12 protein-coding genes are annotated in these 12,732 nt (G+C 57.9%); 2 read left to right on the top strand and 10 right to left on the bottom strand.

Annotation, left to right across the window (positions count from 1 at the left end; translation table 11 throughout):
• The first annotated feature begins 118 nt into the window (after positions 1–118).
• Both RSK20926_RS06185 and RSK20926_RS06180 read left to right on the top strand, forming a co-directional pair.
• Positions 119–484: a hypothetical protein gene (locus RSK20926_RS06185; protein ID WP_008205150.1), complete on the top strand. Its 366-nt coding sequence runs from the start codon at positions 119–121 to the stop codon at positions 482–484.
• Positions 485–739: 255 nt separating this feature from the next.
• A complete protein-coding gene (locus RSK20926_RS06180) occupies positions 740–2,389 on the top strand; it encodes a DUF4139 domain-containing protein (RefSeq protein WP_008205149.1) in 1,650 nt (549 codons plus the stop codon).
• A gap of 246 nt (positions 2,390–2,635) precedes the next feature.
• On the opposite strand, the gene RSK20926_RS06170 is transcribed toward RSK20926_RS06180, so the two are convergent.
• The 10 genes from RSK20926_RS06170 to hpaD form a co-directional block, all read right to left on the bottom strand.
• Entirely contained in the window at positions 2,636–3,706 is a 1,071-nt protein-coding gene (locus RSK20926_RS06170) for a branched-chain amino acid ABC transporter permease (RefSeq protein ID WP_008205148.1), read from the bottom strand.
• Complete coding sequence (locus tag RSK20926_RS06165; RefSeq protein ID WP_008205147.1) at positions 3,703–4,734, bottom strand: branched-chain amino acid ABC transporter permease; 1,032 nt, start codon at positions 4,732–4,734, stop codon at positions 3,703–3,705. The genes RSK20926_RS06170 and RSK20926_RS06165 overlap by 4 nt, the downstream gene beginning before the upstream one ends.
• Positions 4,735–4,840: 106 nt before the next feature.
• Positions 4,841–5,575, bottom strand: coding sequence for an ABC transporter ATP-binding protein (locus tag RSK20926_RS06160; RefSeq protein ID WP_008205146.1), 735 nt, complete (start codon positions 5,573–5,575; stop codon positions 4,841–4,843).
• Complete coding sequence (locus RSK20926_RS06155; RefSeq protein ID WP_008205145.1) at positions 5,568–6,344, bottom strand: ABC transporter ATP-binding protein; 777 nt, start codon at positions 6,342–6,344, stop codon at positions 5,568–5,570. Before RSK20926_RS06155 ends, RSK20926_RS06160 begins: the two co-directional genes overlap by 8 nt.
• A gap of 100 nt (positions 6,345–6,444) precedes the next feature.
• On the bottom strand, positions 6,445–7,620 hold the full coding sequence (locus RSK20926_RS06150; protein WP_037254058.1) for a substrate-binding domain-containing protein: 1,176 nt from the start codon (positions 7,618–7,620) through the stop codon (positions 6,445–6,447).
• A 130-nt stretch (positions 7,621–7,750) separates the two neighbouring features.
• Entirely contained in the window at positions 7,751–8,521 is a 771-nt protein-coding gene (locus RSK20926_RS06145) for an HpcH/HpaI aldolase family protein (protein ID WP_008205142.1), read from the bottom strand.
• 11 nt (positions 8,522–8,532) lie between these two features.
• Positions 8,533–9,333: a 2-oxo-hept-4-ene-1,7-dioate hydratase gene (gene hpaH / locus RSK20926_RS06140; RefSeq protein ID WP_008205140.1), complete on the bottom strand. Its 801-nt coding sequence runs from the start codon at positions 9,331–9,333 to the stop codon at positions 8,533–8,535.
• Entirely contained in the window at positions 9,330–10,196 is an 867-nt protein-coding gene (locus tag RSK20926_RS06135) for a fumarylacetoacetate hydrolase family protein (RefSeq protein WP_037254175.1), read from the bottom strand. Before RSK20926_RS06135 ends, hpaH begins: the two co-directional genes overlap by 4 nt.
• Positions 10,196–11,608 (bottom strand): pyridoxal phosphate-dependent decarboxylase family protein, encoded by a 1,413-nt coding sequence (locus RSK20926_RS06130; RefSeq protein ID WP_008205138.1) that lies wholly within the window; start codon positions 11,606–11,608, stop codon positions 10,196–10,198. The genes RSK20926_RS06135 and RSK20926_RS06130 overlap by 1 nt, the downstream gene beginning before the upstream one ends.
• A 104-nt stretch (positions 11,609–11,712) precedes the next feature.
• Positions 11,713–12,693 carry a 3,4-dihydroxyphenylacetate 2,3-dioxygenase gene (gene hpaD / locus RSK20926_RS06125; protein WP_008205137.1) on the bottom strand — a complete coding sequence of 327 codons (981 nt, stop codon included), beginning with the start codon at positions 12,691–12,693 and terminating at the stop codon, positions 11,713–11,715.
• Positions 12,694–12,732: the final 39 nt, after the last annotated feature.

Raw genomic sequence — 12,732 nt, 5'->3', positions numbered from 1 at the left:
CTTTTGGTTAGGGGGGCCGCTTCGCAAGAGGCGGCCCTTATTCTTTTACAGGGCTGCCCAAATCTGGCCCAAATCCCCGATAATCCTGAAGGTGGGATATGTGAAAGGGGTATGTGAGATGTATTCAAAGGATTTCGAACGCGAGGTACAGGTCTCTGGTGACAAGGCCATGGGGCAAACAGCCTGGTCCAGCGCCTGCCATGAAGATCGTATGGATACTGAGATGGCAATACAGTTGCGCATCTTGCTGACGCCAGAATTTCAGAACGCATCAACCTGGGCAGAGCTGCGCAGTGGCCTGCAGGACAAGGGTTTTTATATGAAGCGGAGCAAAGGCCACATGCATATCTATGATGCGGAAAGCCATGTGAAAATCTGCAACTGCGCCTTCCTGGGTTTTCCCTCCAAAGATCTGGAGCAGCGCTTCAAACGCGTGCTGCCTGTCCGTAAACCCTCTTTGGGTGAGGCAGAAAGAAATCACTGAGCCTATTGCTGCGCTTATAACCCACTGAGCGCGGTTTTGCCCTTTGGTTTTGAGTGCTCCGACTGTGTTTTAATCGGTTGCCTTTGTTTTCGGCGATGACAGGCGGTGCCAGAATGGCGCCGCTTTGCTCTGCAGAGGGGGCGAGTGCCCAAATGGCGGGTTCTTGCCTTTTGCAGATGCTTAGAGAGGTAAAACTGTCTCCAGCGGGGAAGTTCTATAGAATCCTGAATAGGTTTCCTTAGAATTGAGACAGTTATGCACCTCAGAAAGCTATTGCTTCCTCTCTTGGCAGTTTCTGCCGCAGGCTTGGCCCAAGCCGATGAATTCCATGCAAAGAGTAGCGTTTCCGCTGTGACACTCTATGTTGATGCCGCGCGTATTACACGCCAAGCGCAGTTTGATCTGCCGGAGGGGCGGCATCGTTTGGTCTTGACGGACATTCCAAGAACCGCAGACCTATCGACGTTGCAAATCAATCTCACGGGTGCCCAGCAAACCGCACTCTTGTTTCGCGAAGACGGTGTACCACCGCGAGATGCAACAGACCCAGCTGTTCAAGCTGCGGAAGAGGTCCTGCGTGCAGCGCAGGCAGAAATGCAATTGGTCCACGATGAAGCGGCCGAGGCCCGTAGTGAGGCAGAGGCTGCGCGGGCGGCTCTGGGATTTCTCGCACAGCTCGGGAGCAATGAGGGCCTGGCTGAATCCGGGGCGGATGCACTGCGCGATATCTCACGCATGATTGCGCAAGAGGCGGGTTCTGCCGGTCAGCAAGCGCTTGCGGCAGAGGTTCGCGCGCGCAAGATCGAAGAGGGGCTGGAAACCCTGCGAAAACAGGTGAAGGCGGCGAAACAGGCGTTGGAGGCAATCCAGCGCGAAGATGAAGACCGGTTGTATTTGGCGGTAGAGGTGGATGTTCCGGAGGCAGGGTCCGCAGGCATAGAGTTGAGCTATTTCTCCCAAGGGGTCAGTGACGTGATGCCAACCTCTGAGTGGCATCTCTCAACCGGCGAGAAGGCGGAGGTGCTGCTGAAGCGTGGGTTTGGTTTGCAGCAACAGACAGGAGAAAACTGGCAAGACATCGATTTGACGATTTCAACACAGCAGCCGTTGGACCAGGGAGAACCCTCGCTACTGTTTGCGGAACGCCGTCAGATCCAGGATCCCTTGCCTGCTGCTCCGAAACAGCGAGTCTTGGCACTGGCGGATAGTGCCGGAGCGCTTGCAGAGCCTATTGTACAACCTGTTGTCATCGAAGAGGTGCAGAGCGCCTGGAGCATAGATACGCAGGGGCCTGGCGCCGTCTATCATTTCGACTATCCGGTTTCGATTGCCTCGGGGGCTGATGTTTTGAAGCTGGAGATGGATCAGTTGACAACAGAGGCAGAAGTCGTGGCCGTCGCGGTCCCTCGGCGCGATCAAACTGCCTATCGTGTTGCACATATTTCCAATAGTTTTGGAGAATTTCTCTTGCCGAGCTACCCAGTGCCTATGTTTGTGGATGGCAAACTGGTGACCCTTGGAAACTTTAACGGACTGGTTGCCGGGCAGGAGGCGGAACTGGGATTTGGGAGTATTCCTGGCCTGCGTTTGAGCCGCAATGTTCTGAGCAAAAGCGAAGGGGGGCGCGGAGTCATTTCGCGCAGCAACCAGCAGAATGAAGCGGTTGAGATTTCGGTCGAAAACCTGACTGAGCAGAGCTGGAACATAAGGTTGCTGGATCGGGTGCCCTATACACAGCAAGAAGATCTGGAGATTACATGGCAGGCGCAACCGCATCCTGTGGAGGAGAACGTGAAGAAGCAGCGCGGCATTCTTGCCTGGGAGTTTGACCTCGCGCCGGGAGGTGAAAAACTGATCCAGCTGGAAACAACGCTCAGCTGGCCTGAGGGAAAGGTCCTGCGCTGATCCGAATGGGCCAGCGGGGTACTCCCGCGCGGAACACGGAATGGATCAGAGATCCACCGGTTCCCCTTGGGCCAGGCGCGCCGCTTGCGCGGCGCGCAACAGGGGGCTTTCTTTTTGCTGAGAAGCCCATCAGGGGCAGTTTTGCCCTGATGAGCCACTTCAATTGTTGGAAAGCGCGCGCGTCAAGGGTGAACCGCCTGTTCCAGGCGGCCGCTCTCGCGGCCCTTGACCCGCCAAAGGAGGTTTTCAGCGGGTGTTTCTGAGGCGACCGACAATGCCGGTTGGGAAGAAATAGACGCTGAGGATAAATAGAACACCTAACCACAGGAGCCAACGGTCGGCATTCAGCAGTTGCGGCAGGACCGGCAGACCAGAGGTAAGCTCCGCTGCTGCGCCCATCAGGTTCTGCAGGTAATTCTGGGCCATGACAAAGAGCACGGCGCCAATGACCGCGCCATAGAGCGTGCCCATGCCACCGATGACAACCATCAAGAGAATATCGATCATCAACTCCATAGAGAGGACCGTATCCGGGCCGACATAGCGCAGCCAAATGGCGTAGAGGGACCCAGCAAGTGCTGCGATCGCGGCCGAAAGGCAGGTCGCTGCGACCCGGTAGTAGACCACACGGTAGCCAATGGATTCCGCCCGAAAATCATTCTCCCGAATGGCCTGCAACACACGCCCGAACGGGGAATTGACCACCCGAAGCATAAGGAGGAACAGGCAAAAAGAGCCGAAGAAGACAAAATAATAGGCCAAGAGCTTGCCGTTCAACTTGACGCCAAAGAGCCGGCCGTCAAAGGCCTCCTTGCCAAACTTGAAGGCAGGGCCCAAGGCGCGCGGGGTCTTGAAGGTGAGGCCGTCTTCACCGCCTGTAAGGCCAGAAAGCTGACTTACCAGGACGGCCACTGCCGAGGCCACCGCGAGGGTAATCATGGCAAAGAAGATGGCGCGCACCCGGAGTGAAAAAAGACCGATCACAAAGGCCAATGCAGCGGCGGCCAGTGCACCAGTGACCGCACCGACTGCGATTGCATCAAAGCCGCGTCCCATATGGCTAGAGGCCAGGGCAACGCCGTAGGCGCCAATGCCAAAGAACATGGTATGGGCAAAGCTGACGATGCCGCCATAGCCCAGCAACAGGTCATAGCTGGCGACAAGCACAATGAAGATGCAGATGCGGGCGGCCGTATCCACGGTGCGTACGCCCGGAAAGAGAAAGGGCGCCAGTGCAAGGCAAATCAGGATGCCGCCCAGGATCAACGCCAGGGGCAGGGAGCGGGGCGTATCGCCCGAAAGCAGGGTACGGATCATTTTGCTTTTACCACCGGGATCATGCCCATGGGACGCCACATCAGGATGGCCACCATCAGGGCGATATTGGAAATGAGAGCGGCTTTGGGTTCCAGAAAGGCGATGTAGTTCTGCATCAGCCCAACCAAGAGGGCGCCAATAAAGCAGCCTTCGACCGAGCCGAGGCCGCCAATGATGACCACAATGAAAATCAGGATCATGGCGTGATTGCCCATATGGGCGGTGATCACTTCTTGATAGAGCGCCCACATGACACCTCCAAGGCCGGCTAGCGCGGAGCCTGCAAGGAAAACACCGACAAAAACCAGGCGCAGATTATAGCCCATGGCCATGACCATCTCTCCGTTCTCTACCCCAGCACGGACAATCAGTCCCAGCTTGGTCCGGCGTAGAACCCATCGCATGGTGACAAAAACCAGGATGCCAACCGCAACGGCAACCAAGCGGTATTTCTCTATCGCAGCACCTGCGAAGGTGATGGCGCCTTTCAGGGTTTCCGGGCGGTTGAAGTAAATTTCTTCGGGCCCCCAAAAGACGATGATCAATTGCTCCACCACGATGAGCCCGCCCATGGTGACAAGGATTTGTTTTAGGTGATGCCCGTAGACCGGGGCGACAATGACCTTTTCAAAGGCCCAGCCCATCGCGCCTGTAGCCAGCATCGCAGCGGTCACGGCGGCAAGGATGGCGCCAAGGTTGAGAAAAAGAGATGGCGCAGAAGTCATATGGCCCAGAGCAAGCAGGACCGAGATGCCAACAAAAGCCCCAACCGAGACAAAAGCCCCGTGGCCAAAGTTGATGACATCCATCAGGCCAAAGACAAGGGTCAGGCCGGAGGCCATGACAAAGATCATCATTCCCATCGCAAGACCTGAAACTGTAAGGGTCAACCAGCTTGCCGGGTTCATGATGGCCAGGAAACCAGCGATAGCCAGGAGCGGGACCAGAAGGACCGGCATATGTGGTGCGATCCGATCCCGCAAAGACAGGCGCGCCATGGTCGGGGCATGTTCTGGGGCGGCACTCATCTCCTATCCTCCAATTGAACATTTGAAGCGATCTGTTCGCGCTGTGGCCCGGTGGCTGAGGCACCCCGCGTGGAACGGAGGGGAAGCATCGAAGAATAGAGCATTGTTAGTGCGCCTCCATGCTAAGGCCCATGAGCCGTTCTTGAAGGTCGCCATCACGGTTAAGCTCTGCCATCTCTCCGCTCCAGATCATGCGCCCGTCATCCATCACGTTAGCGCTGTCCCCCAAAGCCTTGGCCACAGCAAAATTCTGTTCCACCAGGAGTATAGAAGCGCCCTGATCTTTCAGGTCTTTCAAGGCCTTGGCCATGGTCGAAATGATCGCTGGCGCCAGCCCCTTTGTGGGTTCGTCAATCAGATAGAGCTTGCGTTCTTCCACCATGGCCCGCGCAATCGAGAGCATCTGCTTCTGACCACCTGACAGGGTGCCTGCTTCAGAATTCCAGAAGGTCTTGAGCGGCGGGAAGGCTGCAAAGATCCAGTCCAGGCGTGCGGAATGGATTGGTCCCGAAATTGCGGCGAGAGACATGTTTTCTGCAACCGTAAGATCGGCAAAAATTCCCATATCTTCAGGGACGAAGCCGATACCGGCGCGGGCTATGGCCGGGGTCGGCATCCGGGCGATGTCTTCTCCATCAAATAGAATGCGACCCTGATGCGCCCGCCAATGCCCTATGATGGTGCGCAGGGTGGTGGTCTTGCCCACGCCATTGCGTCCCAAAAGCATGGTGACGCCGCCGCGCGGCACCATCAGATCAACACTCTGCAAGATGTGATACTGGGCAATATTGGTGTAGACGCCTTCCAGCCTTAGCAGGGCATCTTGTACGATCTCAGTCATCGTTCAGAATTCCTTCCAGCCCGCGTCCCATATAGGCTTCTTGAACCACGTCCGAGGCCATCACCTCTGCCGGAGCACCATCGGCCGCCAAGGCGCCGTTGTGCAGTACGATGATGCGATCTGCGAGGCTGCGGATCACGTCCATCTTGTGCTCCACCAAGAGGATACAGCGGTCCTTTTGTTGTTTGAGCTCGGCTATCAGATCCAGCACAACAGGGGCCTCATCGACACTCATCCCGGCAGTGGGTTCGTCGAACATGTAAACCGCCGGATCCTGAGCGATCAGCAATGCAACCTCCAGCTTGCGTTGGTTGCCATGAGAAAGCTCTGACACTACTTGATCCCGCTGGTCCAGAAGCCGCACCCGAGAGAGGATCTCTTCGGCTTCTTCGGTCAGATCGCGATGCCCAATGGCCATGGACCACAGATTGAAGCCGCGTCCATGCCGCGCCTGCACCACCAGGCGCAGGTTTTCCAGAACCGATAGGCCCGGAAACAGATTGGTCAGCTGGAAGGCGCGGCCAATTCCAGCTTTGGTCCGGGCCGAGACCGTGGCGCGGCTAATATCGCTTCCGCGCAGCGTAACCTGCCCTTCAGAGCACGGGATTTGTCCAGAAATCAGGTTGAAATAGGTGGTCTTGCCCGCGCCGTTTGGGCCAACAATTGCGGTAAGCTCACCAGGGCGGAAGGCACATGTGACAGCATCGACCGCCACATGTCCGCCAAAGCGGACGCTCAGGCCATGGGTTTCTAAAATTGGGGAGGACATTGGGAAAGCCTATGGGGGAAAGCCTATGAGAAAGCCGCTTACGGGCATTCAAGCAGGTAGGCGGGGACAACGCCCCGCCATACCGGATTTGATCTTGGTCTTATTGATTGCGGATCGGCACTGGCATCTCGTCGATGCCGATCTCACGCACAAGCTCTGGTACCGCCCATTCAACCCCGTCCTGAACGGTCAGTTTGAAGTGATACATGCTCTGCATCGCCTGATGGTCTTCGGCGCGGAACTTCATGGTGCCCTTAGGGGTCTCCCACTCCATGCCCTCCATGGTGGCAATCAGCTCTTCGGTGTCGGTAGAGCCTGCTTTGCGGATCGCCTCAACCGCTGCAATACCTGCGGCCATACCACCAGCGGTAAAAAAATCCGGCGGGCCATCGAAGCGTTCGAAATGGGTTTTCACCAGCCAGTCGTTCACGGGGTTGTCGGGCAGCTCGTAGTAGTAATAGGTGCCGCCTTCCATGCCCTCATAGTCTTTGAAACCTTTGAGCGCGGCCAGGATATTGCCAACACCCGCAAACTCGATGCCATGACGGCCTGGATCCATGGCATTGATTTTACCCAGTGGGTTACCGCCACCGGCCCAGATCACAAACAGTTTCTTGGTGCCGCCGAGATCCTTCATCGCGTTGAAGATGCGTTCGCCCGCTGCCGTAAAGTCAGTGGTGTCGGTTGGGGCATATTCCTCATGCACCAGCTCGATCCCCTTGGCCTCCAAGGCTTCGCGGAAAGCGGCAATACCGTCGCGGCCAAAGGCATAGTCCTGCGCAAGGGTGGCGATTTTTACATCTTCGCCTGCCAGGGCAATGGCGCTGGAGATCGCATCCTGCGAGGAGTTGCGCGAGGTGCGGAAGACATAGCGGTTCCAGTTGGAACCGGTGATGCTGTCGGCAACCGCGGGCTCCACAATCAGGATCTTCTCGTATTCTTCCGCCACTGGCAGCATCGCCAGCGCGACGCCCGAGCTGACCGGACCGATCGCCAGATCAACCTCATCATCGCCATAGGCCTCTTCCAGCAGTGCCTTGCCGTTCTCGGGCTTTAGCTGGGTGTCTTTTTCGATCACGACGATCTTCTCGCCATTGATCTCCATAGTCCCGCCAGTGGCATATTCCAGCCCCAGCATCAGCCCGTCGTGGCTTTGCTTGGCATAGGCCTCAAACGGGCCGGTTTTGCCGTAAATATGAGCGATCTTGATATCGGCTGCGGCGGCCGAGGCCAGGGCCAGCGCCGAGACCATTCCTGCGAGTATTGCACGTTTCATGTTTTTCCTCCCCGAGGGCGCGCCGCATCATGGCTGGCGCAGTCTCATTCTGCGCCTTCAGGCTAACGGCGGTGTCTTTGCCGGGTCAATTGCAGGGAAATACGTAGTATGCACATCCCGCAAAAGAGGATTACTTTGACTTCCAGTTCTCCGCAAGGCTGCGCGCATTCTGGGCGAGCAAGACCATGTCGATGCCAACGGCCAGAAACTCGGCGCCCATATCGAAATAGGCCTGGGTGGCTTCTTCAGCGACACCAAGAATGCCCGGAGATTTACCCGCTGCCTTGATCCTAGCCAGGGCGTCAGCGGTGACCGCACGGACCTCCGGATGGGCGGAGTTGCCCTGGTGTCCCATATCCGTTGACAGATCTGCCGGGCCAATAAAGACGCCGTCGACACCTTCAACCGCGAGGATCTCATCCAGGTTTTCAATGCCTGCACGGTTCTCTACCTGCAAGAGTAGACAAATCTCCTGATCAGCGGTTTGAATGTATTCCGTGGTTTTGCCAAACATGGTTGCCCGGGCTGCGGTCGCGCCGACGCCACGGGTGCCATGGGGCGGATACTGACAGGCGCGTACCATCTCGCGGGCCTGTTCTGTAGTCTCAACCATTGGAATCAGAATGTTCTGGGCTCCCACGTCCAGCACCTGTTTCACCATCCAGGTCTCGCCAATCGGCAGGCGCACCACCGGGTGGCTAGGCGAGGCCTCCAGCGCCATTAGCTGATCACGGATTGAGCGGATGTCATTAGGCCCGTGTTCGCCATCAATCACCAGCCAGTCAAAACCGCAGGAGCCCATGATCTCGGCAATCACTGCCTCGCCGGAGCTGAGCCAGCAGCCGATCTGGCGGTCACCCTTGGCAAGGGCCTGTTTGAATGTGTTCTTGGGGGCAGGCATCAGAAAACTTCCTATTCAAATGAGATGGCAACGGATCCGAAGGCGCCGAAATCGGCCTGAATCTGACTGCCAGAGGGGCACTCGATGGGGCGGATGAACGACCCTGAGAGGACGATATCCCCGGCTTCGATCTCTTGTCCATATTCCGCCATGCGGCGCGCAAGCCAGAGCACTGAAGACAGCGGATCGTTGAGCACACCTGCCCCTAGTCCGGTCTCTTCGACCACGCCGTTCCGGCTGACAATAGCGCCGGTCCAGCGCAGGTCATGGGTGTCAACCGCATGGCGTTCATTGCCCAGTACCACACCGGCATTGGCGGCATTGTCGCTGATGGTATCGGTGATGATGCGGGCTTGCCCGGTGTCCGGGTCCGCGCGAAGGATACGGGTGTCGAGGATCTCCAGCGAGGGGGTGACGTAATCCGTTGCGGCCAGCACCTCCTCTCGGGTGCAATCGGCCCCTGCGAGAGGAGATTTCATCACAAAGGCGATCTCTGCCTCGATCCTCGGCTGGATGAAGCGTCCCGCTGGGATAGTACTGCCGTTTTCAAATGCCATGTCATCCAGCAGAACGCCGCTATCCGGGGTGGTGATGTTCAAAGCCTGCTGCATGGCGCGGCTGGTCAGACCAATCTTCCAACCGATCTTTTTGCGGCCTGAGGCTAGCTTTTGCCTCATTAGAGCCTTCTGCACTGCATAGGCATCGTCCAGCGTCATGCCTGGGTAGTTGAGCGACAGCAGCCCGCATTGCTCGCCTGTCTGTTCAGCCTGCAGCAGCATTTCGGCGGCGGTGTGGTGCTGGTCCGGGGTCATGTGTCGCCCTCCAGAACCTCATCAGCAATGGTATTGCGCAGGGTTCCGATACCTTCGACCTCGACCTCCACGATGTCACCGGGGATCAGATACTTGGGCGGATCAAAGCGTGCGCCCGCACCGGTGGGTGTGCCGGTGATGATCACATCGCCCGGCTGCAAGGTGGTGAAGGTGGAGATATAAGCGATCTCCTCGCGGACCCCGAACATCATCCGTGATAGCACATCATCCTGCCGCACCTCGCCATTGACGCGGGTGAGGATGCGGGCCTCATCCAGCTGCGTGGCATCGGTGAAAGGAACCAGCCAAGGGCCGATCGAGCCAGAATTGTCCCAGTTCTTGCCCTGTGTCACGTTGAACTTGGCATGACGGACCCAGTCGCGGATGGTGCCCTCATTCGCCAGTGTTAGAGCCGAAATATGGTCATAGGCTTCTTCCGGTTTGATCCGGCGGCCTGCTTTACCGATCACTACAGCGACTTCGCCTTCATAGTCCAAAGTGTGGTTTTCCGGCGGGCGGATCAGGGGCCGTCCTGCCCCGGTGAAGCTGCGCGGGAAGCGGGGGAACAGGGACATATGCTTGGGCTGGGCCGAACCGTCTTTGTATTCTGCATTGCGGTCGGGGAAGTTCACCCCGACGCAGATAATCTTTTCCGGATTGGGCACCGGGATTTCGTAAGTGAAGTCAGTATGGGTGACCGGCTTGTCCTTTGCGGTCTCTGCCAGCGCGGGCAGGCCGTCCGCGGCGATGACATCACGCATGGTTGGCCATTGAGGAAACTCGGGTGAAAGCGCGATCATGCCTGCATCAGCTACGGCGCCGTAGAAGGTCTCACCCTCGGCGGAATAGGTGGCAAAGCGTATCATGGCAGGCTCCTCGCGATTTCGGTGATGACGTCAAAAGCCATCATCACATCTGCCTCGGTGGTTTCGAACTGACCCGCCTGGAAGCGGATCACCAGGTCGCCGTCTACCCGTGTCTGGGTCAGATAGATGCGGCCATCGTCATTGATGGCATTGACCAGCCGCAGGTTAAGATCGTCCAGATCCGCCACACCCTCAGGTGCAAAACGGAAGGTCCAAAGCGAATACATCGGCGGGGTAACGATCTCGAAATCAGGCTCTAAATTGAGCTTTTTGTGCAGCTGGCATGACCAATTCACATGGTTGCGGAGCCGCTGACGCAATCCTTCAAGCCCGTAGGTGCGGATCAGGAACCAGATCTTCAGCGCCCGGAACCGGCGGCCCAGTGGCACTGACCATTCGGAATAATTGATGATCCCGTCCTTGCCATGGGTCTTCAGGTACTCCGGGCTGATCGCAAGGGTCTGTACCAGATCATCGGGGTTTTTCAGGAAATGGGCCGAGCAGTCGAATTGCACTCCCAGCCATTTGTGCGGATTGAAGACAATGCTGTCCGCCCGCTCCACCCCGGGCCAATAGTGGCGGTACTCGGGGCAGATCATCGCAGAGCCGGCCCAGGCCGCGTCCACATGGGTGTAAAGGCCGTATTCTTCGGCCACATCCAGCACTTGATCCACCGGGTCGGTGGCGCCGGTGCCGGTGCCGCCAACGCAAAGGATGATACCTGCTGGTTGGTGGCCAGCTGCGATGTCAGCTTCTATCGCAGACCTTAGGACCTCCGGGTCCATGCCGCGCCAATCCCCCTTGATCGGCACCCGCACAAGGTTCTGCTGGCCGATGCCAGCAACCCAGATGGCGCGGTCGATCGAGGTGTGGACCTCGGATGAGCAATAAATCCGCAGCGTCTTCTGCCCGAACAGCCCCTGTTGGTTGCCTTGCCAGCTCAATGCTTTCTCCCGCATGGTCAGCACGGCGGCGAGGGTGGCGGAGGAGGCGCTATCCTGGATGACGCCCTGGAACTGATCCGGGAGGTCCAGCGCCTGGCGCAGCCAGTCCATCATCCGGGTTTCCATTTCGGTCGCCGCCGGTGAGGTTTGCCACAGCATGCATTGCGGGGCGATTGCCGAGGCAAGGAACTCTGCCAGCACCGAGGGGGCGGAGGCATTGGAGTTGAAATAGGCAAAGAAGCGCGGGTGTTGCCAATGGGTGATCCCCGGCATCACGATCTCTTCGAAATCCTTGAAAATTGCCTCCATCCCATCGCCGACTTCCGGCGGGGCCGCAGGCAGGGCATTCAGAACCTCTCCGGGTTCAGTTCTGGCCCGCACCGGGCGTTCACCAACGGTTTGGTGATACTCTCGGGTCCAATCAGCAACGCGGCGGCCCCAGTCCGAGAATTCATCCCATTTCATCTTAAAAACTCCAGTGTTCGGGCATTGGCCCGGACAGCCCCCGACCCTCCCCACGGGAGGGGGCTTTACCCCCACCCAGGGTCGAGGGCTGTCCTATTGCTGTATTACGGTGCAATGATCGGCTGCGCCTTGAGCGCGCTTTCCTGCGGCTCGGTGTCTTCAAAGACAGACCCATGCTCAAACCAGCTGCGCGGCGCGGGTTCACCCCAGAGGGTCTGGCGTTGCGGATCTTTGAGGGACCATTTTATCGCTTCCAGGTCCGGATCCACGGTCTGATAGTCGGAGCAGTATATCTCGATCCGGTGGCCATCGGGGTCCAGCACATAGAGGAAGAAGGCATTGGAGATGCCATGACGCCCGGGGCCGCGCTCGATATTGGCGACATAGCCTGTGGTCGACATCAGATCCAATAGGTCAATGATATTGAGCGGGGTTGGCACCCAGAACGCGGTGTGATGCAGGCGCGGTCCCAAACCATTGGTAAAGGCCACATCATGCACGCCACCTTTGCGGTGCATCCAGGCGGCCCAGACCCTGCCGCTTTCGTCATCCTCTGTGTATTCGGTGACCCGGAAACCGATCTCATTGTAAAAGGCGATCGAGGCATCCACATCCGCTGAAAACATGTTGAAATGGTCGATGCGCAGCGGTTTTACCCCATTATAGAGCCTATATTGCTGGTGAATTGGCTCCAATCGCTCCATCTTGACGTAGAACTCCAGCGGGATGCCCCAGGGATCGCGGGTACGCAGGGTCTTGCCCATATGGGGGCGCTCCACCCACTCGATAGGCAGGCCCTTGGCGGCAAAGAACTCCGCCGCGTTGTCCAGATCCGGCTCATCATAGAGTTTAAAACCCAGAACCCCGACGTCCGCCTTTTCTGCCTGCACCAGCACGATGCAGTGGTGGCCGCGTTCTTCCATGGCGCGCAGATAGACGCGGTTCTCGTCCTCTTCGGTCACCTGCAGGCCCAGGATTTCGACGTAGAACTTGCGCGAAGCCGCCAGATCCTTGACGCGGTACTCCACATGCGAGAGCCGCACGATGTTGAAAGGCGGATAGAGGTTCGGAGCGGGGACGGGCATCTAAGGTCTCCTTTTGGACGGAACCGGGGTGGGCATTTG

It is taken from the genome of Roseobacter sp. SK209-2-6, assembly GCF_000169455.1.
Taxonomy (GTDB): Bacteria; Pseudomonadota; Alphaproteobacteria; order Rhodobacterales; family Rhodobacteraceae; genus Pseudophaeobacter.
This window is presented reverse-complemented; position numbering and strand designations above follow the sequence as displayed.